The following is a 21051-nucleotide window of genomic DNA, read 5'->3' as shown; positions in this document are numbered from 1 at the left end:
GACGCTTCGGTTGCCAGCTGCTGGACAAATTCTTGACAGCCGGTTGACCGGCACTGAAACGGCCTGGTCCGCGGGTTACTGTGCTGCTCAGGAAGTCCGTGCCGGCCGGGGGTGGGACGGGGAAACCCGATGGAATTCCGGATCCTGGGGCCCGTCGAGCTCCGGCTCGGCGACCGGAAATTCGCGCTCGGGCGCGCGAAAGAGCGTGCGCTGCTGGGTGTGCTGATGCTCAACCACGGCAAGGTTGTCAGCCTCCGCACAGTCATCGAGGCGCTCTGGGACGACAACCCGCCCACCCACGCCAAAAAAGACCTCCAGGCCTATATCAGCCGGCTGCGGGCCGCGCTGCGCCGCTGTGGTGCCTCGGCGCGAATCGTCACCCAGCGCGCCGGCTACCTGTTCCTGCTTGAGGACGACGAACTCGACTACGCGCGGTTCAAGGCCTTGGTACGCGACAGCGGGATCACGCGGCGGGCCGGACGGCTCGACGACGCCGCGGCCGCCCTGCGCGAAGCGATGGACCTGTGGCACGGGCTCCCGGTCGAAGACCTCAGCACCGTCTGGATGGAGCGCACGCGCGAGGACCTCGACCTCTACGACCGCGTCGCGGGATACCAGGCGTTGTGCGCCGTCGAGCTCGAACGCGGCCACTTCCGCGAGGTGCTGCAGATCCTCGACGTCGCCATGGTCGAGCACGAATTCGACACGGAGTACATCGCGCAGCGGCTCGCCGCGCTCGACGGTCTCGGCCACTACGAAGAGTTCGACGCCTACTGGAAACAGGTCTACGATCGGTCCGCCCGGTCGTTCGGCACCGGGCCCGCCCGGGAACTCCAGGAACTGCACCGGCGGCTGCTGCAATCACGGGATGTGCTGGCGCCGGCGGATTTTCACCGCACCCAGGCCGCGCTGCGCGCCTTGCCGCCCGCACAGCTGCCCTCGCGGGTCAGCGGCTTCGTCGGCCGGTCGGCGGATCTCGCCCGGCTGGACGAGCTGCTCCTGCGCTCGCGCGTCGGCGGCTCACCGGCGACGCTCATCGTCGCCATCACCGGGCCGGCCGGGGTCGGCAAGACGGAGCTGGGCCTGCACTGGGCCCACGGCGTCCGCGAACAGTTCCCCCACGGCCAGCTGCACGCGGACCTCTCCGGGTACGGCAGCGGACCCCCGCGCGATCCGGCCGACGTCCTCGCCGAGTTCCTCGACGCTCTGGGCGTCGCGGCGGCGGCGATGCCGGCGAGCCTCAGCGCCCGGACTGCGATGCTGCGCACCCTGCTCGACGACCGCCGGGTGCTGTTCTTCCTCGACAACGCGCGGGACTCCGAGCAGGTCGAGCCTCTGCTGCCTGGCAGCGCCCAGTGCGTTGTCGTCGTCACCAGCCGGCACCGACTCAGCGACCTCGTGACCCGCCGCGGCGCATACCGGCTGGAGGCCGGGCGGTTCACCGGGACGGAGGTGGCTCAGCTTCTCGCCGGGCTGCTCCGCGAATCCCCGGTCGCCCGTCCCGACCCGGCGACGGTCGTCGCGCTCACCGGCGGCACCCCGCAGGCTGTCCGCACCCTTGCCGAACTCCTGCCCGTAATCGAGGAACTGCCGGGCCCCGCCGAACTGCTCCTGGCCGGGGAACTCGCTTCGGGAACCATCCTGACTTCGCTGCTGTGGTCCTGTGACGCGCTCGGGCCGCACGCCGCCCGGCTATTCCGGTCGCTCGCGCTCCATGTCGACCAGGGCATCGCCGGGGAAGCGGTGTGCGCCCTCGATGGGACCGACGACGAGACCACCCGCGGCGCGCTCGCCGAGCTAGGCTCCCGGTACCTCGTCAGCCGGGAAGACGGCCGCTACCGGATGGACCCGCTCACCCGGGCGGCCGGGGAACGCCTGGCGCTGACCCTGGATCCGCGCACCGACCGCCTGCGCGCACAGGCGCGGCTGCTCGACTGGTACATCGCCCGGGTCACGGAGGCCGCCGAAACCTTGACGCCGACACGGTGGCGCTCCGCCGAACCGGCCCGTCGCTTGCCGGACTACGCCGCCGCGAAGACATTCCTGGCGGCGGAGGAGGCGTGGCTGTCCGCGGCGATCCACCGCGCGGCGAGCAGCGACCTGGCCCGGGCGGCGACGCTCCTGCGGCTGCTCCGGCCACACCTCGCTTTCACCGGCGTCGGATGGCGCGAGTCCGCCGAAGCGGTCTTGCTGGCCGCTCGCGCCGCAACCGATCTCGACGCCGAGGGCCAGGCCCTGACCGCGCTGGCGCGGATCCACCGGGCACTTGGCGATCCGGTGCGCGCCGAGGAATCGCTGCAGCTGGCGGCCACGATCTTCCGCGTCACGCACGACAACCGTTCGTTGACCGAGGTCCTCCTCCTGCTGGCCGGTCATGCCGAGGACTCCGGTGATCGGGTTTACGCCGAATCGTGCCTGCGTCAGGCGCTGGAAGTCCAGTCGGGCCTGGAAGAACCCGCTCAATGCGCGGCGGTGCACGGTGCGCTCGGTGCGCACCTTCGCCGCCGGGAGAGGCTCGAGGAGGCATCAGGCCACCTCTCCCACGCGAAACTGCTCTACGCCGAACTTGGTGACGATCGGCGCCACGCCGGCGTGGCACTGGAACTCGGCCGCCTCAGCCGGCGGACAGGCCGGGTGAACGACGCCGTCCGCTTCCTGACCGAGGCGGTCACCATGCACGACCGCCACCCCGCGGACCACGAGGAGACCCTCGCCGCGCTGGTCGAGTTGAGCGAGGCCGGCTGCGATGCCGGCGCACACGGCGACGTCCTGCTGCACGCCCGGAAGGCGCTGGGCATTTCCCGCTCCCCGACCGACCACAGCCAGGCGGTCCGCGCGCTGGTGGCCTTGGTCCGGTCCCTTGCGGCGACGGGGCGGCAGGCCGAAGCGTGGAACGAGTCCCGCCAGACCATCGCGCTCGTGGCGGAGCTCGACGATCCCGTGCACGACCACGTCCGCGCCCAGTTCAGCAGGCTCGGACTGTGGCCGGCACGGCTCGACCCGTGACTTCGGCGCCCGGTGGAACGCTTCGGCCCTACTCGCGCAGGCCGATCGCGTCGATCGGCCGGGCCCGCAGCGCCACCGACGTCGCCACCCCGATCGCCACCATCCCGAGCAGGACCGCGCCGGCGATGATGCCGAAGTAGACGGACGGCGGCCCGGCGGGCAGCGGGTTGCTCCGGAGCCCGAAGTTGAGCAACACCAACGGGAGCAGGGCCACCAGCGTCCCGAGGACGACGGCGATCCCGACCGTGGCCAGTGCTTCGAGCCGCATCATGCGGGTCACCTGACGGCGGGTCGTGCCCACCAGCCGCAGCAGCGCGAACTCGCGGCCGCGCTGCGCGGTCGTCAGGACCAGCGTGTTGGCCACCGAAATCGCCAGGTACCCGACGATCACGCCGGCCGCCACCAGGTTCAGGTAGAACTGCGCCTGCCGTTCCCCGCCTTCCGGAGCGGTGGTGACCGCGGCCGGGGCCAGCACCAAACCCGGGTACGGCAACACACTCAGCGCCGAAGCCACCGCGCCCGCGTCGGCGCCGGGCTGCCGCCGGACCAGCACCGAATCGTCCAGGCGGCCGCCGATGTGCTCGCGGGCCAGCGCGACCGGCAGGACGAAGTCACCGAAGGCCAGGTCGTGTGTGTAGGTGGCGACCAGCCGCAGCTTCGCCGGGACGCCGTCGCCGAAGTAGAACTCGACCTCGTCGCCGAGCTTCTTGCCCAGCCAGTCGGCTTCCGAACCGCTGAGCGCGACGGTGTCCCCGGTCAGGTCGGTGAGCCGCCCGGCGTCGACGCCCAGTTCGAGGGCCGCCCCCGCTTGGTCGCCCGCCAGGCCCTGCGCGGGTGTCCGCTGGACCTCCACGCTGTCGCCCACCGGTGTCGCGGTGATCACGGACGTGCGGACCACCGGTGTCGCCGCCGCGACCCCGGGCACCCGGCCGGCCGCCGCGGCCACCTCCGGCGAGACCCCGCCCGGTGCCGTGAGCACGTAGTCGGCGGTCGTCGACCGCGCCGATTCCTGCTGGGCCGCGGTCGTGGTGGCCATCGGCCCGTAGAACGTCACGAGCGCGAACGCGACCGCCAGCATCAGCGGGGTCACCGCCGCGGCGACGCGCCGGGCGTTGGCGTGGGCGTTCGCTCCCGCCAGGTATCCGCTGATCCGCCAGAGCCGCGTCAGCACGGGGACCAGGAACCGCATCACCAGCCCGGTCACCTGCGGCCCGAGCACGGCCAGGCCGATGACGATCACCAGCGTCGCCATCGACGACGTCGCGGCGGCGAGGTCACCGCGCAGGAACAGGGGGGCGAGCGCGCCGCCGACGCCGGCCAGCACCAGGCCCCAGCCGGTGAGCAGGCGGCCCCGGCCGAGCTCGCGGCGTTCCACCGCGGCCTCGCCCAGCGCTTCGACGGGCCGGATCGACGACGGCCGCCGCGACGCCGCCCAGGCGGCCAGCCGGGCCGCGCCCAGGCCGAGCAGGACCGCGGCCAGCAGCGGGAGCGGGCTGATCGCCAGCCCGAAGTCGGCCGGGATCACCCCGATCGCGGCGAACGCGTCCCGCAGCCCCCCGGCGACCGCCAGGCCCAGCACGCTGCCCAGCACGCCGGCGACGAGCGCGATCAACGTCGTCTCGATGCCGATGAGCTTGCGGATCTGCCGCGGGGTCGCCGCGACCGCACGCAGCAGCGCGAACTCCCGGCGGCGCTGGTTGATGGTGAGGGCCAGCGTGCTCGCCACCACGAACACCGCGACGAGCAGCGCGAAGCCGCCGAACGAACCGGCGATGGCCAGCAGCAGCAGCCGCGTCTGGCTGACGTCGAGGAACTCGATGCTGCTGCGCTCGACACCGGTGGCCACTTCGGCGCCGTCCGCGACGGCACGCACCCGGTCGGCGAGGTCCGCCGGCTCGACCCCGGGCTCGGCGAGGACGCCGATCGCGTGCGCCTGACCCGGCCGTCCGGCCAGTTCCGCGGCCCGTTCCGGGGTGAAGAACACCGCCGACTGGCGCGAGCCGCCGTCGATGATGCCGCTCACCTTGAAAGGCACTGTCCCGGACCGGGTGGTGATCCGCACCTGCCCGCCGATGCCGACGTCGGCCCGGCGCGCCAGGTCGGCGTCCAGGACGACCTCGCCGCCGGTCGCGGGCGCGTCGCCGCCGCGCAAGGTGAAGGGCGCCAGCACGGCCGCGTCCCAGTTGTGCCCCAGCGATTCCCGGCCGGCGAGCACCTGCCCGTCGCGGGTGACGACCTGCGCCGGGAAGCTCTGCTCCGCCACCGCCGCGCGCACCCCGGGCACCGCGGCGATCCGCCCGGCCAGCGCCGCCGGGACCGACGGCTGCTCGCCGACCTGCTCGGTGGACAGGGCGTCGGCGCCGGGCGGGCGCACGGTCTGCGCCCCGCCCACGACGACGGCCGCGGCGGCGTACCGCTGGGTGGGGACGCCGGCACGCAGGCCGGATTCCATGAGGACGCCGCAGGCGGCCACCAGGGCGGTGCCGCACAGGATCGCGATGAAGGCGCCGGCGAAGCCGCCGAGCCGGCTGCGGATGGTCTGCCAGGCGAGGGTCAGCACGGTCACCACTCCCCGAGGTGCGTCATCCGCTCCGCCACCCGCTCGGGGGTGGGGTGCGAGAGGTGGCCGGCCAGCTTGCCGTCGGCCAGGAAGAGCACGCCGTGCGCGGCCGACGCCGCGACCGGGTCGTGGGTCACCATCAGCACGGTCTGCCCCATCTGCTCGACGATCGCGCGGAGCAGGTCCAGCACCTGCCGCCCGGTGCGGGTGTCGAGGGCGCCGGTCGGCTCGTCGGCCAGCACCACCTCGGGCCGGGTGACGAGCGCCCGCGCGATCGCGACGCGCTGCTGCTGCCCGCCGGACAGCTCGGCCGGGCGGTGCTCCAGCCGGTTCGCGATCCCCACGCCGTCGACGATCTCCCGCAGCCACTGCGGGTCCGGCTTCCGCCCGGCGAGCCGCAGCGGGAGCGTGATGTTCTGCAGCACGTTCAGCGACGAGAGCAGGTTGTAGGCCTGGAAGACGAACCCGATCCGGGTGCGCCGCAGCTCCGTCAGCTCGCGTTCCTTGAGCCTGCCGATCTCGGTGCCGCCGAGCAGCACCCGCCCGGACGTCGGCCGGTCGAGGCCGGCCGCGCAGTGCAGGAAGGTGCTCTTGCCCGAGCCGGACGGGCCCATCACGGCGGTGAACGTCCCCCGCGCCACCCCCGCCGACACCCCGTCCAGCGCGGTGACCGCGCCGTCGCCGGAGCCGTACACCTTCCGCACCCCGCTGAGCTCCAGCGCGTACGCGCTCGCTGTGGTCATCTCTGTCCCCTTAAGACTGTTCTTTGCGTCCCAAGGAAAACTAGGTCGCGCGCACCGGGACTTCGATCCCGTGGAGGGGTGGATCGGGGGTAGCGCCAGCACCACCACAGTGGTGGGGTGGGACACTGTCCGGGTGACGACCCGCCTGCGCGAGTGCTGGTCGGCGGTTCGCTACCTGGTGGTCGGCGCCGGCACCTCGCTGCTCTCGCTGTTCGCCATCGCCGGGCTGTTCGCCGTCCTGCTGCTGTGCCCGTTCGGCATCGGGATCCCGTCGCTGGCCCCGGCGATCCGGCTGGCGCGGTGGCCCGTGGGGGTCGACCGCCGCCGCGCCGCGCGCGCACTCGGCGAGCCGATCCCCGAGCCCTACCGCGACGGCTCCCCGCTCAAGGACCCGGCCACCCGGCGCGACCTCGCGTGGCTCGCGATCCACGCCGCGACCGGCATGATCATCGGCGCGCTGGCGTTCGGCCTGCCGGTCGGCGCGGTCCAGCAGGTGATCACGGTCTTCGTCTGGCCGCTGGTGCCCGGCGGGATCGAAGGTTCGCTGGGGATCGTGGTGGACTCCTGGCCGCGGGCCGGGCTGGACCTGCTGGTGGCCGCCGCCATGGTCGCAGCCACCCTGCAGCTGCCGCGGGTCGCCCGGTGGCAGGCCCGCACCGCGCGGAAGCTGCTGGCGCCCGCCCCCGGCGTCGTGCTGGCGGACCGGGTCGCCGAGCTGACCGCGACCCGGGCGGCGGCGCTGGAGGCGCACGGGGCCGAACTGCGGCGCATCGAACGTGACCTGCACGACGGCACGCAGGCGCGGATCGCGGCGGTGGTGCTGCAACTGGGCATCGCCGGCCAGCTGTACGACCGCGACCCCGCCACCGCGCGCGATCTGCTGGTCAAGGCCCAGGACACCGCGACCGACGCGCTGGCCGAGCTGCGCACGGTCGTCCGCAGCATCTACCCGCCGCTGCTGAGCGAACGCGGCCTGGCCGGGGCGGTGCGCGCGCTCGCCGAGCGCAGCCCGGTGCCGGCCGCCGTCACCGTCGAGTACGAGACGGGCCGCCCGGCCGCAGTCGAGGCCGCCGCGTACTTCGTCGTCGCCGAAGTGCTGGCCAACGTGACCAAGCACGCCGACGCGTCCCAGGTGGACATCACGCTCGGCGGCACGGCGTCCTTGCTGCGCCTGGAAATCCGCGACGACGGCCGCGGCGGCGCCGACGAGTCGCGGGGCAGCGGGCTGGCCGGCATCCGCCGCCGCGCCGAAGCCTTCGACGGAACCCTCACCCTGACCAGCCCACCCGGTGGGCCGACCGTGCTGCGAGTGGAGCTGCCATGCGGGTCGTGATCGCCGAGGACGACGCGTTGCTGCGCGAAGGCCTCTCCCTGCTGCTGAAGACGGCCGGCATCGAGGTGGCCGCCGCGGTGGACAACGCCGAGGACTTCCTGGCGTTCATCGAGGGCGAGCGCCCCGACGCGGTCGTGATGGACGTGCGCATGCCGCCGACTCACCGCGACGAAGGCCTGCGCGCCGCCGTCCGCGCCCGCGAGATCCACCCCGGGCTGCCGGTGCTGGTGCTGTCCGCCCACGTGGAGACGAGTTACGCGGTCGAGCTGCTCGCCGACGGCGTCGGCGGGGTCGGCTACCTGCTCAAGGAGCGCGTCGGCAAGGTCGAGCGGTTCGTCGACGCACTCCAACGGGTCGCGAAGGGCGGCACCGCGATGGACCCCGAGGTGATCGGCCAGCTGATGGCCCGCCGCCGCGCGGCGGACCCCCTGGACGCGTTGACCGCCCGGGAGCGCGAAGTGCTGGGGCTGATGGCCGAGGGCTACAACAACAGCACGATCGCCGAGCTCCTGGTCGTCAGCGACGGCGCGGTGCTCAAGCACATCCGGAACATCTTCGCGAAGCTCGGCCTGCCGTCCGACGAAGGCGCTGGGCACCGCCGGGTCCTGGCGGTGCTGGCCTACCTCGGCCGGGATGCGGGGTAGCGCAGGCACCACCCCGCATCCGGGTGCGGACGGCATTCTCGCCGTCGTCGCGAATCCCTAGCGTTGCCGGCATGAACAACGACAACGTTTCCACGCGTACTCCGAGCCCGGTTCTCCTGTGGCTGGTTCTGGTGATCAGTTCCGCGGTCAACGCGGCAGGTCCGTTGGCGGGCCTCGGTTTGCCGGTGCGGACGATCGCCGGCGGCATCGCGATCGGGGCGATCGCGCTGCTGGTCACCCACTACGTCCGGCGCCGCCGGGCGGAGCGCCACTCTTCCTGATCGTCGACGAGCCTTCTCGACGCAGCAGGCGGCGTCCCCTTCAGTCCTCGGAAGCCAAGGCACGCAACAGATCCCGCAGCGCCTCCTGTTGATCCGCGCGCAGCGATCCCAGCGGTGAGCTGTCGCCCAGCAGCTTCAACGCTTCGGCCCGGCGCCGGTCGCCTTCCGGGGTGAGGACGATCTGCTTGGCCCGCCGGTCCGTCGGGTGCGGGTGCCGGTTGAGCAGCCCGCGTTCCTCGAGGCGGTCGAGCACGAACGTCGCGTTCGAGGCCTCGCACGCCATGCGCGCGGCCAGCTCGCGCGCGGTGATCGGCTCCGACAGCTCGCGCAGCGCCACCACCTGGCTCGGGGTGAGCGCCATGGCGTCCGCGACCCGGCGGACGTGGCTGTCGAGGGTGCGCGCGAGGCCGTGGACCAGCTTGCAGACGTCGCGGTCGATCTCCTCGCTCGGCATGCCCGCAACTCTAGACCCCATGGTTCGAACTGTGATAGTTCTAGCTCGAATCATTACAACTCGAACCAACTGGGGGTTCCGTGGCCGTCTTTTCCCTCATGCTCGTCGTGTTCAGCCTCACGACCGGCGAATTCGTGGTGTCGGGCATCCTTCCGGACGTCGCCGGCGGGCTGGCGATCCCGCTTTCGGCCGCCGGTCTGCTGACCACCGCCTACGCGATCGGCATGATCGCCGGCGGCCCGATCGTCACGCTGCTGACCGCGCGGGTCTCGCGGAAACCGCTGATCATCGGGCTGGTCACCGCGGCCGTGCTGGCGAACGCGGCCTCCGCCGTGGCCCCGGGCTATCCGCTCCTGCTGGTTTCGCGGGTGCTCGCCGGCCTGGTCGTGGCCACCTTCTTCGCCGTCGCGATCGCCACGGCGGCGGCGGAGGCCCGCCCGGGCAGGCAGGCGTCCGCCGTGGCGAAGGTGGCGCTGGGCTTGAACCTCGGCATCGTCCTCGGCGCGCCGCTGGGCACGGTCGTCGGGCAGCACCTCGGCTGGCGGGCGACGTTCTGGTCGGTTTCGGCCGCCGCTGCGCTGGCGCTGCTGGCGGTGCTGCGGTTCGTCCCGGACCGGCCGTCATCGACGACCGGCCCGGTGACCGGTGAGCTGCGCGTCTTCGCCGACCGCCGGGTCCAGCTGGCGATCGCGCTGACCGCGGCCGGCAACGTAGGAGTCCTGACGGTCTTCACGTACCTCGCCCCGCTGCTGACCGAGGTCGGCGGCTTCCCCGCCGGAGCCGTCCCGGTGCTCCTCCTCGGCTACGGCGCCGGCGCGGTCCTCGGCAACACCGTCGGCGCCCGCCTGGCGGACCGGGCGCTGCTGCCGTCGCTGGCCGGCCTGTTCGCAGTGCTGGCCGGCGTGCTGGCCCTGGCCTGGCTGGCCGCCGGCAACCAGCTCGCGACGGTGGTGTCGACGGTGGTGCTGGGCGCGCTCGCCTTTGCGATCGTGCCGGGCATGCAGACCCGGGTGATCACGGCGGCGGGCGCGGCCCCCACGCTGGCGGTGGCGGTCAACGCATCGGGCTACCAGCTGGCGGCGGCATTTGCCGGATGGCTGGGCGGCGAGGTGATCGACACCGGGGGCCCGCGGCCGATCTACCTGGTCGCTGCCGCACTCACCCTGGGCGGGTTGGGGATTGCGCTGTACTCGCTACGACAGGACCGGCGAGTGTCCGTGTGAATGCCTTGGGCAGCACCAAGCCGAGCGGGCACGCCGTGATGGGGCTCCTCGCCCGGCACTGAGACCTCGCCGCGGCCGAACCGGCCGCGGCGAGACCTGTCCGGGCGAAGGCCGCGCCGCAGCGGAACCTGCCGCCGCCGGACCGGCCCCCGCGACTCACTCCGGCAGGCCCGGGACTTGCCCGGCGCCCACAGCACCAGGCCCCTCAGGCACCCGCGTCAACTTCCTGCGCACCACCGACGCGAGCACCATCGCCACCGCGACCAGCCCGGCGGCGACCCAGAACGGGCTCACCGCTCCCAGCAGCGCCCCCGCGAGCACCGGACCGGCCGTGGCGCCGCCGTTGAGGGCCGCCGTCGCGAAGGCGCCCGCCATCGTCGGTGCGCCCGTTGCCCCGTGCAGGATTCGCGTGATCACCGTGCTGCCCACCGCGAACGACAACGCGCCCTGGACGAACGCGAGGCCGGGTAGCGCCGCCGGGAGGTGCGCCATCAGTGCCGCCGCGATCCAGCCGGCGAGCAGCAGCGGGCCACCGAACGCGATGATCCGGCCGGGCCACCGGTCCGCGAGCCGGCCCGCCGCGGTGACCCCGGCGAAGCAGCCCGCACCGAAAGCCGCCAGCACCAGCGGCACCGGTGCGACGCCGGCGGCCAGTGGTGCCAGGTAGGTGAAGACGCCGAATGTGGCCGCGTTGACGAGCGCGGCGAGCAGGAACACCCCGGCGAGGGGGCGCAGCGCGGCCAGCTCGTCGCGCAGTCCCGACGGCTTCGCCCCGGCCGGGGTGTCGGCGATCCGCCACACCCCGGCGAAGGCGGGCAGGCAGAGCAGGGCGACCGCCCAGAACGCCGACCGCCAGCCGAAAGCCGCGTCGAGCAATGCGCCACCCGGCACTCCGGCGACGCACGCCATCGTCGTGCCGCCCAGCAGGACGGCCAGTGCCCGGCCTTCGCGACCGGGCGGCACGAGCGTGGTGGCGGCGGTCAGCGCGACCGCGAGGAACCCCGCGTTCGCCACCGCGGCCAGCACCCGCGTCCCGAGCAGGACGGCGAACGACGTCGTCAGCCCGCCGGCCACGTGGGTCACCGCGAAGAGCGCCAAGAAGCCCAGCAGCGCGGTGCGCCGCCGGCAGGACCGTGCGAGCGCGGCCATCGGCGGCGCGCCGGCGACCATGCCGGCGGCGAAGGCGGCGGTCAGGGAGCCCGCCTGCGCCAGGGAAATCCCGAGCGCGGCGGCGATGCCGGGCACCAGCCCGGCGAGCATGAATTCGGACGTGCCCATGGCGAACACGGCCAGGGCGAGTAAGTACAGGGGCACACGAAACTCCAGGGAGCACGAGATCGATGGACGATTTCGTGGTCACCCCGGGAACCCGGGAACTCCGGGATGCGGGAAGTCACCGGGCTGCCGGGAAGACCGGCAGCCCTGCCCTGGACGCTTCGGGACTCGACACACCCCGACCGTACCGGCCGCGGTGGCGGCTCGGCGAGCGGTTTCCGCCGGCCGGGCCCGCCACGAGCCGCGAGTCCACTAAGGACGCAGGCTGCGCAGCATCAGGTCCGCGAAGTGCTTCCCCACCTGCTCCCCCGACAGCTCGCCCTCGGCGTGGTACCACATGCCCAGCCGGTGGATGGCGCCGAAGTGGTAGTTGATCACCAGGTCGGCCGGGACGTCGTCGCGGAAGACGCCCGCCTGCTGGCCTTCGGCGACCAGGTCGCGGACCCGCTCGTGGTAGGTCCGCCGCTCCGCGCGCACCTGGACCTGCTTGGACTTCTCCAGCAGCGGGAACGACTGGAAGAACACGGTCGCCGCGTCGAGGTCGGCGATGCTCGTGACCACGACGTCGGCGATGATCGCGTGCAGCCGCTCCGGCAGCGGCAGGTCCGACTCGGCGATCGTCACCATCCGCCGGGTCTGCATCCGCAGCATCGCGGCGTAGATCTCGAAGAGCAGGTCGTCCTTGGACTCGAAGTAGTGGTACAGCCCGCCCTTGGTGACGCCGGCTTCCTCGACGATCTCGCGGACCGACGTCGCCTCGAAGCCCTTCTCGGCGAACAGCCGCACCGCCGCCCGCACGACCTTGTCCCTGACACTCATTTCGCCACCCTATGTGAGCGAACGGGCCGGCCCGTGGCGCCCACGGGCCGGCCCGTCGTCACTTGCTCACCAGGTTGACCTGCTCCGGAGTGGCCCGCTCACCGGAGTACGGTGTGATCGCGCCCGTGCCACGGTCGGTGACGGCCGGTGGCTGGATCACCGTCGTCGACGTGTCCGGGTTGATCTTGAACACGTACGCGCCCGTGTAGCCGGCGTGCGACTCCTTCGAGAAGCCGAACGGCGTCAGGCCCGGGCCCTTCAGCGACCCGGAGTTCATCGCGTCGACGATCTTCTGCCGCGTCGGATCCGGGCCGGCCGCCTTGAGCGCCTGCCCGAACGTGTAGGCCTGCACCATGCCGAACAGGACGGTGTTGGTGAACGGCTCCTTCGCGATGTACTTGTCGTGGATGCCCTTGAAGTAGGCGACCCACGGGTCCGACGTCTGGGCGACGTCCGGCAGGTAGCCGGTGCCGATCAGGCCGGCCAGCAGCTGCCCGCTGGAGACGCTGGCGCCGCCGCGCTTGGCGAAGTCCTGCAGCAGCCCGGACAGCGTCGCCGGGTCCGCGCCGATGCTGCTGACCACGAACTGCGGGTGGTAGCCGATCTTCGCGGCGGCCAGGATGGCCAGCGCGGTGAACGCCGGGATGCACGCGCAGACGACGACCTCGGCGCCGGCCGCCTTGAGCGCGGACAACTGGGGCGTGACGTCGGTGTTGGCGCTGTCGTAGCCCTGCCGGACGACGGTCTGGTCCTTGACGAACTGGTCGAGGCCGGCCTGCGTGTCACGGCCGACGTCGTCGTTCTGCGTGAAGTAGCCGACCTTCTTGCCGGCGAAGGTGTCCTTCACGTACTTGCCCTGGATCTTGCCTTCCCGGGTGTAGTCCACCTGGTACCCGAAGGTCATCGGCGCCTTCTGCGGGTTGTCCCAGGCGAGCGCGCCCGAGGACACCAGCAGGTCCGGCACGCCTTCGGTGTTCAGGTAGTCGACGACCTTGGAGTGCGTCGGCGTCCCCAGCCCGCCGACGATCGCGAACACCTTGTCCTGCAGGACGAGCTTCTTGACGACCTCGACGGTCTTCGTCGGGTTGTAGCCGTCGTCCTCCACCTTGTAGTCGATCTTGCGCCCGTTGATCCCGCCGCCGTCGTTGATCGCCTGGTACACCGCGCGGGCACCGACGGAGATCTTGCTGTACCCGGGCGCGGCCGGGCCGGTGAGCGGCTGGTGGCTGCCGATGACGACGGCGTCCTTCGTGACACCGACGGCCGAATCGGTGGCCGCCTGCTGACCGCCGCCGTCGCTCTCCCCCGCGCCGCCGCACGCGGTCAGCGCCAGGGCGAGGGCGAAGAAACCCGCGCCGAGCTTAGTGCTTCTCATGGTTCTCCTTCTGGTTCGCGGATCGACGGAGGAGGACGCCAAGCCGGTGGAAGCCACCTTGGATGCCCCGGGGGAAGGCGAGCACGACGACGATGAGGATGACGCCGTACACCGCGAGCGGGAGGTTGTTGGCCACGTCGGTGTTCAGGTGCAGGACGTCGGCGAGGTCCTCGGACCAGGCCTGGAAGTACACGAGCGCGACCGCGCCCCACAGCGCGCCCCACAGCGAGCCGAGCCCGCCCAGCACCACCGCGGCCAGCAGGCTCAGTGACAGCGCGGGCGTGAACGAGCCGGGCGCGGCGGTGCCGAGCAGGAACGCCTGCAGGCCACCGGCGAGGCCGCCGCACACCGCGCTGACCAGGAAGGCGAGGATCTTCGTGCGTCCGACGGCGATCCCGCTCAACGCGGCGGCGACCTCGTCGTCGCGGACCGCGCGGAAGTCCCGGCCGAGCCGGCCGCGGACGATGTTGACCACCAGCACCAGCGCGAGCAGCACGCTGAGCCAGACGATCCAGGTCTGCCACCGCAGTTCCGGGACGCCGACGCCGGCCGGTCTGCTGTGGACGGTGAAGCTCAGCCCGTTGCTGCCGCCGAGGAAGTCGGGGAACTTCCGGGTGAGCGCGGGCAGGCCGACGGCCAGTGCCAGCGTCGCGCCGGCGAGGTACGGGCCGCGCAGCCGGGCCGCCGCCGCGCCGGCCAGCAGCCCGGCCAGGCCGCCGGCGGCCGACGCGAGCAGCAGGTCGGCCCACAGCGGGAACGACGGCACCCGCCGGACCAGCAGCGCCACCGTGTACGCGCCGATGAACATGAAGGCACCGTGCCCCAGCGAAACCTGGCCGGTGAGGCCGGTCAGCAGGGTCAGCCCGGCCACCGCGATCAGGTAGTAGCCGATCGTCGCGATGCGCAGGTTGGTGAACTCGTCGGTGACCAGGGTCAGCAGCACGATCACGGCGAGCGCACCCAGCGCGGCCAGCGCGTGGACGAGCAGCGGCGGCAGCGTGCGGCGCCGCTTCGGCGTTCCCACGCGGGTTTCCGGGACTTCCGTGCGCACGCTCATACCCGCCTCACCTTGGCCCGGCCGAACAACCCGGCGGGCCGCAGCGTCAGCACGACCACCAGGATGACCAGCGCGGCGATCGTCACCATCTCCGGTCCGAAGTAGCCGGACACATAGGACAGTCCGACGCCGAGGACGAACCCGCCGGCGATGGTGCCCAGCGGGTTGTCGAGGCCGCCGAGCACGGCCGCGGTGAGCGCGTAGACGAAGACGCCGTCCAGCACGTTCGGGAAGAGGAACGGCGGCGTGGCGAGCAGCCCGGCCAGCGAGCCGACGGCCGCGGCCAGTCCCCAGCCGGCGGTGAGCATCAGCCCGACCCGCACGCCGAGCGTCCGCGCCACTTCGGGGGCGAACGCGGCCGCGCGCATCCGCAGGCCCAGCGGCGTGTACTTGAACACCACCAGTACCAGCGCGGCGATGGCGACGACGACGAGCACGACGAACAGGTCGTTGGCGGAGAACCGGCCGCGGAAGTCGAAGGCGTACGGGAACGCCAGCGGCTCGTTGGACCAGATCATGCCCGCGACCGCCTGCAGCACCAGCAGCAGGCCGAGCGTGACGATGATCGAGCTGAGCTCGGAGCGGTGCCGCAGCGGCCGGATGAGCAGCCTTTCGGTGGCGACGCCCAGCACGGTCCCGGCGACGATGGCGACGGCGAAGCCGAGCCAGTAGCTGCCCGTCGCCTTCGTCACCGAGTACGCGAGGTAGGTCGAGATCAGGGCGAGGGCGGGCTGCGCGAAGTTCACCACCCGGGTCGCCCGGTAGATGATGACCAGGGCGAGCCCGAGCGCCGCGTACACCGCGCCGGCCGAGATCCCGCCGAGGGTCAGGTCGAAGAAGTCCTGCATGCCGGACCGTTCACCTCCTGGTGGGTGGGTCAGAAGCCTCAGAAACCGAGGTAGGCGTGGCGGAGGCCGTCGTCGGCCAGCAGTTCCGCCGCGGCGTCGACGGCCACGACCCGGCCGAGCGCGAGGACGTACCCGCGGTCGGCGATGGACAGCGCGGAGTGCGCGTTCTGCTCGACGAGCACGACGGTGAGCCCGGTGGTGGCGCGCAGATCGCGCAGGATGCCCATGATCCGGGCGGTGATGAGCGGGGCGAGCCCGAGCGACGGTTCGTCGAGCAGCAGCAGCGACGGACGGCTCATCAGAGCGCGGCCGATGGCGAGCATCTGCCGTTCGCCGCCGGAGAGCGTGGAGGCGGGTTTCGCCGAACGTTCTTCCAGCGCCGGGAAAAGCTCGTACATCTCCCGGCGCGCGGCGGCCCGGTCGGCGCGGTCCCGCCGCCACAGCGCGCCCAGCCGGAGGTTCTCGTCGACGGTCAGCTCGGTGATGACGCCGCCGCCTTCGGGCACGTGCGCGACGCCGCCGCGCGCGATCCGGTCCGGTGCCAGCCCGGTCAGTTCCTTGCCGGCCCAGGTGATCCGCCCCCCGCGGGCGGGCTGCAGGCCGCTGATCGTGCGCAGCAACGTGGTCTTCCCGGCGCCGTTCGCCCCGAGCACGGCGGTGATCCCGCCGCGTTCGACGGTGATGCCGACGCCGTCGAGCGCGCGGACGGCGCCGTAGGCCACGGACAGCTCTTCGATCTCAAGCACCGGGCGCCTCCTCGGCGGGGTCACCGAGGTAGGCCTCGGCCACGCGGGGGTCGGCCTGGATCTCGGCCGGGCTGCCCGCCGCGATCACCTCGCCGAAGTTCAGCACCACCACGCGGTCGCAGACCTCCATGACCAGGTCCATGTGGTGTTCGACGAGCACGACGGCCATGTGCCGCCGCAGCGAGACGATCAACGTCGACAGCTCGGCGAGTTCGGCGGACGACAGCCCGCTCGCGGGTTCGTCGAGCAGCAGCAGGTCGGGTTCGGCCACCAAAGCCCGCGCGAGCGCCACCCGTTTCCGCACGCCGTAGGGCAGCACGCCGGGCAGCCGGCCGGCGAGGTCGGCGATTCCCAGCTCGCCGAGGGTTTCGCGGGCCCGGACGGCCAAGTCGGCTTCGTCGCGCGCCGACCGGCCGGCGCCGGCGAGAGCCGGGAGCACACCGGTCCGGGCGTGGCGGCCCGCGCCGGCCATCACGTTCTCGAGGACCGTCAGCCCGGGGAACAGGCCGAGGCCCTGCAGCGTCCGGACGATCCCGAGCCGCGCGAGGTGTTCGGGGCGGTGCCGGACGAGCGGCCGTCCCCGCCACAGCACGCGGCCCGCCTGGGGCCGGACGAACCCGCAGACGACGTTGAACAGCGTCGTCTTGCCCGCGCCGTTGGGCCCGATGACCCCGACGACGGTGCCGGCGTCGACGCTCAGGTGGACGTCGTGCAGGGCGGTGAGTCCGCCGAACCGCACGGTGAGGCCGTCGACCACGAGCAGGTCTTCGCCGGGCAGTGCCTCACCGAGAAGCGTCATCGATGACTCTCCTATCCCACCATGTGGACCAATCCGTACCGCGCGGTCGGTATGAAGAGGGTGGGCTGCGGCGGCGGTCGTGTCAAGGTGCGAATCGCCGAAACCGGACCGGGCCCGGGTGGTCCGAAAATTTCGAAATCCCGGGCAGCCGCGAGAAGTCCTGGCGGCAACCCTGTGACGCGAAAAGGGGCGGGTGCGCGATGCGCACCCGCCCCCTTCGGCGATCAGGTCGCCGGCTCAGCCACTGCCGGTCTGCGGGGCGATCATCGAGGAGGCGTCGATCTTCGTCTGGACCACGCCCAGCTGCTGCAGCAGGTCCGGTACCCGCTGGATGCGGCGGGCGTCCAAGCTGGACCCGAAGGCGGGCATCACCATCAGGCTGGCGACGTCCTGGTCCACTTTGGCGTTGCGGACGACGAGGGGTTCGATCCGGGCCCGATCGACCGAGGCGCGGGTGGCGTTGAGCATCGCGCGCTGGAACGCCCGCAGCGTCTTCGGGTGATCCTGGACCCACTTGGCGGTGGCGCCGTAGCCGGTGAGGGGGAAGTTCTGGGTACTGCCACTGGCGGCGTCGATGACCGGGTAGGCGCCGGCGGTCCGCGCGGCCTGGGTCAGGAACGGTTCCGGCTGGTAGGCCGCGTCGATCCGGCCCTGCGCGAGCGCGCCGCTCATTTCCGGCAGCGGCATCGGGACCCACTGCACCTTGGCGGGGTCGACGCCGTGGTCGCGCATCACCGACCGGGTCAGCACGTCCGAAGCGGCGTTCTTCGAGCTGATGGCGATCCGCTTGCCCTCGAGGTCGCGCACGGTCTTCACCGGCGAGTTCGGCACGGTGACGACCTCGTTGCTGCGCGGGCTCGCCGACGTGCCGTCGGTCACCAGCTTCACGTCCGCACTGCCACTGCTCTTGGCCAGGAAGAACAGGGTGTAGGTGGACAGCGCGATGTCGTCCTGGCCGCTCGTCATCCGGCTCAGCGTCTCCTGGCCGCTGGTGCCGACGTCGGTCTGCACCTCGAGCCCCTCGGCCTTGAAGTACCCGCCCTCCTGCGCGAGCCACAGCGGCGCGAGGTCGACGGTGGTGAGGATCGCCACCCGGATCGACGGCTTTTCGACGGCACCGGGGGCAGAGGAGCTCTTCAGCTGGCTGCACCCGGTCAGCAGGACGGCGACCAGGGCGAGCACGGCGAGCCGGCGGGTCGAGGCGCGATGAAGCATGCCACTCCTCGGAGAAGATTACGGGATCACGGAATACGGCTCGTTCGGCCGTGATCAGCCGGACTGTAGATGACGATTTCCCGGGTCGCAAATGTGTTGCCGAGAAATACGTCACGTCACGTTCACGCGAAAGAGTGACAAGACGCGGAACGGGTAACCCACTGACAGGGCCGACGGACACGTCGAAAAGAAACCGACGCCGGACTTCCGGTTTTCGTGATCTTGCCACCCCAGGTAGCAGCCACCGCGGCACGGTTCGAGCCGCCGGATCGCGTCGCCGGAGCAACCGTGGCCCCTGGCGGAAGAGTCGGCCGAATCGCGGAGCATCCAGCGCCGCGCCGACCCAGCGGCCGCAAAAACGATTTCCGGTCAATTCTTGGTCAACGCGTCTTGGCTATTCCTGATTCGCGCCACCTCCGACACGGAGCCCATTGAAGTGCCGAGAGACCGGAACGGAGAACCCCTATTCACCGCTCCCGCACTACAGGGCCGAACGGCCGTACCGGCTGCGGGCTGATCGGCTCATCCACGGAAACCACTTGCGGGACAACGAATGGCGGGTCGCCGCCGACGGCGTTCCCCAGGATCGGCCAACCGGGCAGAACGCATTCCTCCGGCTTCGCCGGCCCGCCGCCGCCTGAATTCGTCGAATTCGCGGACCGGCACGGAGAATCAGCTCGCCGCGGTCTCGGCGGGGGTGGTGAACCGGCGCAGGCCGGGCGTCGCCGCGCCGACCAGTGCCACCGCCACGACGCACAGCACCCCGCCGCTGACCAGCGCGAACGTTCCCGACGTCGCTGCCGCGACGAGCCCGCCGCGCACGTTCCCGACGTCCGGGCCGGCCTGGCCGACGATCTGCTCGGCCGCCGCCACCCGGCCGAGCAGGGCGTCCGGGGTCGCCAGCTGGACCAGCGCACCCCGCGAGACCACCGAGACCGTGTCCGCCGCCCCCGCCACGACCAGGCAGGCCAGGCCGAGCCACCGGTCCGGGACCAGGCCGAACCCCGTCAGCGCGACGCCCCAGAGCGCCGAGCCCGCGAGCATCACCCGGCCCGGCCGCGACCGCCGCGTGAACGTCCCCGAGAACACCGACGCCACGACTCCGCCGACCGCCACGGCCGAGAGGAACAGGCCCAGCGTGCGCGGGTCGCCGGCGAAGCGTTCGGCGTTGACCAGCGGGAACAGGCTGATCGGCATGGACAGCACGGTGGCGGCGAGGTCGGTGAGCAGCGCACCCCGCACGACGGGCGTCCGCACGAGGAAGGCCAGCCCGTCGAGCACGCCGTGCAGCCCGGGCCGCGAAGGCTCGCCGCCGGGCCGCATCGCCGGGAGGCCGAAGACGCCGTAGAAGCCCATGCCGAACGTGAGCGCGTCGACGAGGTAGCAGCCGCCGACGCCGAACCACCCGAGGACGAGCCCGCCGAGCGCCGGGCCGAGCAGCATCGCGCCCTGGAAGGCGATCCGGTTCAGCGCGAGCCCGGCGGACAGCTGCTCCGGCGGCAGCAGCCGCGGGATGAAGGTGCGCGCGGCCGGCCCGCCACCCGCGACGAAACACGACTGGACGGCCACCAGCCCCAGCACCGCGACCACCGGCACGTCACCGAGAAACCCCTGCACCGCAAGGAAAATCGAGCAAACGGCCTGCCCGGTCGTGGCGACGAGGGCGAACTTCCGCCGGTCGACCCGATCCACGAGCGAACCGGCGAACAACCCGAACGCGACGATCGGCAGCGCTTGGGCGAGCCCGACGGCACCGGTCCACACGGTGCTCCGGGTCTGTTCCCAGACCTGGAACATCACGGCGACGAGCGTCATCTGGGAGCCGAAGCCGGAGAAGACGCGCCCCACCCAGAGCCGCCGGAACGGCGCCGACACGCGGAGCGGGGTGAGGTCGACTAGGGCGCGGGTCAGGGGCACGGCCGCATCACGGCCGAATCATAACAGCGCTTGTGTACTTTGCGGCGGATCAGTGCAGGGCGTCGGACACCGGGTCTGTCGTCATGGTTTCCACGCCGGTCATCCCGGGCGGCCGGCCGGCTACGCCCCGGCCAGCTTCGGCGCCGACGCCGGCCCCTGCCCCGCCATGGCGGAGATCAGGTGGGCGGACCGCAGGACAGCGTCGCGCAGCAGGGCGGCGCTGTCCTGCGCCCGCGCCGGCGTCAGCACGAACCCGGCGCTCGTGTGCTCCCCCCAGCCGGTCATCACGTGCGGCTCGCCGAAGCCGCGGATCGGGCACGGCAGCGGCGGCGCCACCGGCAGGTGCGCGTCGCTGGCCAGCAGGCTGACGTCGGCGCGCCCCGCCTGCTCCGGCACCGCCCGCGCGGCCCGGGACGGCGGCGCCTGGTGCGCCACGACGAGTGCCCGCGAGACCCCCAGTCCCGCGGCCACCCGGCGCTGGGCCAGCCGGTAGGCGACCAGGGCGCCGAGCCCCGCGCCGAACAGCACGTGCGGGCTCTCGAGCGCCCCGGCCAGTTCCCCGGCCAAGGCCTCGACCAGCAGCCACATGTCCCGGTAGGGGTGCTCGTCCCGGCGCTCGCCCCGGCCCGGCAGCTCCACGACCTGCACCGCGATCCGCGGATCGCGCCAGGCCCGGTAGCGGCCGGCGGCTTCCCCGGCGTCCGGGAAGCAGACGAACAACAGACGCTGCACGTCGTCTCGGTCCACCCGTGGCCT

The 21051-nt window shown here is 72.5% G+C and carries 18 protein-coding genes; 5 read left to right on the top strand and 13 right to left on the bottom strand.

The genetic code is table 11. The features are described from left to right. The first annotated feature begins 129 nt into the window (after positions 1-129). On the top strand, positions 130-3006 hold the full coding sequence (locus QRY02_RS44785) for an AfsR/SARP family transcriptional regulator (protein ID WP_285988738.1): 2877 nt from the start codon (positions 130-132) through the stop codon (positions 3004-3006). Positions 3007-3034: 28 nt separating this feature from the next. Here QRY02_RS44785 and QRY02_RS44780 read toward each other — a convergent pair whose 3' ends face one another. Then, a complete protein-coding gene (locus QRY02_RS44780; protein ID WP_285988737.1) occupies positions 3035-5575 on the bottom strand; it encodes an ABC transporter permease in 2541 nt (846 codons plus the stop codon). Next, the gene (locus tag QRY02_RS44775) at positions 5569-6309 is read right to left on the bottom strand and encodes an ABC transporter ATP-binding protein (protein WP_285988736.1); all 741 of its coding nucleotides are present in this window, start codon (positions 6307-6309) and stop codon (positions 5569-5571) included. Before QRY02_RS44775 ends, QRY02_RS44780 begins: the two co-directional genes overlap by 7 nt. 133 nt (positions 6310-6442) lie before the next feature. Between QRY02_RS44775 and QRY02_RS44770 the strand changes: the two genes are divergently transcribed. The 3 genes from QRY02_RS44770 to QRY02_RS44760 all read left to right on the top strand — a co-directional run bounded on the left by QRY02_RS44770 (position 6443) and on the right by QRY02_RS44760 (position 8567). Next, on the top strand, positions 6443-7642 hold the full coding sequence (locus QRY02_RS44770; RefSeq protein WP_285988735.1) for a sensor histidine kinase: 1200 nt from the start codon (positions 6443-6445) through the stop codon (positions 7640-7642). Continuing rightward, a complete protein-coding gene (locus QRY02_RS44765; protein ID WP_285988734.1) occupies positions 7630-8286 on the top strand; it encodes a response regulator in 657 nt (218 codons plus the stop codon). The genes QRY02_RS44770 and QRY02_RS44765 overlap by 13 nt, the downstream gene beginning before the upstream one ends. Before the next feature lie 71 nt (positions 8287-8357). Continuing rightward, complete coding sequence (locus QRY02_RS44760; RefSeq protein ID WP_285988733.1) at positions 8358-8567, top strand: hypothetical protein; 210 nt, start codon at positions 8358-8360, stop codon at positions 8565-8567. Positions 8568-8607: 40 nt separating this feature from the next. On the opposite strand, the gene QRY02_RS44755 is transcribed toward QRY02_RS44760, so the two are convergent. After that, positions 8608-9021, bottom strand: a complete 414-nt coding sequence (locus tag QRY02_RS44755; protein WP_285988732.1) for a MarR family winged helix-turn-helix transcriptional regulator — start codon at positions 9019-9021, stop codon at positions 8608-8610. Between the two features lie 80 nt (positions 9022-9101). Here QRY02_RS44755 and QRY02_RS44750 point away from each other — a divergent pair, with 80 nt between their 5' ends. Next, positions 9102-10244: an MFS transporter gene (locus QRY02_RS44750; protein ID WP_285988731.1), complete on the top strand. Its 1143-nt coding sequence runs from the start codon at positions 9102-9104 to the stop codon at positions 10242-10244. 156 nt (positions 10245-10400) lie between these two features. On the opposite strand, the gene QRY02_RS44745 is transcribed toward QRY02_RS44750, so the two are convergent. From QRY02_RS44745 to QRY02_RS44700, 10 genes are all read right to left on the bottom strand, one after another. Continuing rightward, positions 10401-11570: a Cmx/CmrA family chloramphenicol efflux MFS transporter gene (locus QRY02_RS44745; RefSeq protein WP_502874303.1), complete on the bottom strand. Its 1170-nt coding sequence runs from the start codon at positions 11568-11570 to the stop codon at positions 10401-10403. A gap of 201 nt (positions 11571-11771) precedes the next feature. After that, entirely contained in the window at positions 11772-12338 is a 567-nt protein-coding gene (locus QRY02_RS44740; RefSeq protein WP_285988729.1) for a TetR/AcrR family transcriptional regulator, read from the bottom strand. Positions 12339-12396: 58 nt separating this feature from the next. Continuing rightward, positions 12397-13713: an ABC transporter substrate-binding protein gene (locus QRY02_RS44735; RefSeq protein WP_285988728.1), complete on the bottom strand. Its 1317-nt coding sequence runs from the start codon at positions 13711-13713 to the stop codon at positions 12397-12399. Continuing rightward, positions 13700-14770 (bottom strand): branched-chain amino acid ABC transporter permease, encoded by a 1071-nt coding sequence (locus QRY02_RS44730; RefSeq protein WP_285988727.1) that lies wholly within the window; start codon positions 14768-14770, stop codon positions 13700-13702. Before QRY02_RS44730 ends, QRY02_RS44735 begins: the two co-directional genes overlap by 14 nt. Next, entirely contained in the window at positions 14767-15618 is an 852-nt protein-coding gene (locus QRY02_RS44725) for a branched-chain amino acid ABC transporter permease (protein WP_285988726.1), read from the bottom strand. Before QRY02_RS44725 ends, QRY02_RS44730 begins: the two co-directional genes overlap by 4 nt. Before the next feature lie 38 nt (positions 15619-15656). Next, positions 15657-16364 (bottom strand): ABC transporter ATP-binding protein, encoded by a 708-nt coding sequence (locus tag QRY02_RS44720; RefSeq protein ID WP_285988725.1) that lies wholly within the window; start codon positions 16362-16364, stop codon positions 15657-15659. Next, positions 16357-17163 (bottom strand): ABC transporter ATP-binding protein, encoded by an 807-nt coding sequence (locus QRY02_RS44715; RefSeq protein ID WP_285988724.1) that lies wholly within the window; start codon positions 17161-17163, stop codon positions 16357-16359. Before QRY02_RS44715 ends, QRY02_RS44720 begins: the two co-directional genes overlap by 8 nt. A 237-nt stretch (positions 17164-17400) precedes the next feature. Further along, positions 17401-18378 carry an ABC transporter substrate-binding protein gene (locus QRY02_RS44710; protein WP_285988723.1) on the bottom strand — a complete coding sequence of 326 codons (978 nt, stop codon included), beginning with the start codon at positions 18376-18378 and terminating at the stop codon, positions 17401-17403. A 672-nt stretch (positions 18379-19050) separates the two neighbouring features. After that, the gene (locus tag QRY02_RS44705) at positions 19051-20295 is read right to left on the bottom strand and encodes an MFS transporter (protein WP_285988722.1); all 1245 of its coding nucleotides are present in this window, start codon (positions 20293-20295) and stop codon (positions 19051-19053) included. 120 nt (positions 20296-20415) lie between these two features. Continuing rightward, positions 20416-21042 carry a thioesterase II family protein gene (locus QRY02_RS44700; protein ID WP_285988721.1) on the bottom strand — a complete coding sequence of 209 codons (627 nt, stop codon included), beginning with the start codon at positions 21040-21042 and terminating at the stop codon, positions 20416-20418. Between the last annotated feature and the right edge of the window lie 9 nt (positions 21043-21051).

It is taken from the genome of Amycolatopsis sp. DG1A-15b, from assembly GCF_030285645.1.
Taxonomy (GTDB): Bacteria; Actinomycetota; Actinomycetes; order Mycobacteriales; family Pseudonocardiaceae; genus Amycolatopsis.
The sequence above is the reverse complement of the archived record's forward strand: the minus strand, read 5'-3'. Positions and strand labels throughout refer to the sequence as shown.

Excerpts from the sequence above, each read along its gene's own strand:
- QRY02_RS44740 (WP_285988729.1), bottom strand. The coding sequence starts at position 12,338 with ATGAGTGTCAGGGACAAGGTCGTGCGGGCGGCGGTGCGGCTGTTCGCC.
- QRY02_RS44755 (WP_285988732.1), bottom strand. The coding sequence starts at position 9,021 with ATGCCGAGCGAGGAGATCGACCGCGACGTCTGCAAGCTGGTCCACGGC.
- QRY02_RS44730 (WP_285988727.1), bottom strand. The coding sequence starts at position 14,770 with ATGAGCGTGCGCACGGAAGTCCCGGAAACCCGCGTGGGAACGCCGAAG.
- QRY02_RS44715 (WP_285988724.1), bottom strand. The coding sequence starts at position 17,163 with ATGACGCTTCTCGGTGAGGCACTGCCCGGCGAAGACCTGCTCGTGGTC.
- QRY02_RS44785 (WP_285988738.1), top strand. The coding sequence starts at position 130 with ATGGAATTCCGGATCCTGGGGCCCGTCGAGCTCCGGCTCGGCGACCGG.
- QRY02_RS44765 (WP_285988734.1), top strand. The coding sequence starts at position 7,630 with ATGCGGGTCGTGATCGCCGAGGACGACGCGTTGCTGCGCGAAGGCCTC.
- QRY02_RS44725 (WP_285988726.1), bottom strand. The coding sequence starts at position 15,618 with ATGCAGGACTTCTTCGACCTGACCCTCGGCGGGATCTCGGCCGGCGCG.
- QRY02_RS44735 (WP_285988728.1), bottom strand. The coding sequence starts at position 13,713 with ATGAGAAGCACTAAGCTCGGCGCGGGTTTCTTCGCCCTCGCCCTGGCG.
- QRY02_RS44760 (WP_285988733.1), top strand. The coding sequence starts at position 8,358 with ATGAACAACGACAACGTTTCCACGCGTACTCCGAGCCCGGTTCTCCTG.
- QRY02_RS44710 (WP_285988723.1), bottom strand. The coding sequence starts at position 18,378 with ATGCTTCATCGCGCCTCGACCCGCCGGCTCGCCGTGCTCGCCCTGGTC.
- QRY02_RS44775 (WP_285988736.1), bottom strand. The coding sequence starts at position 6,309 with ATGACCACAGCGAGCGCGTACGCGCTGGAGCTCAGCGGGGTGCGGAAG.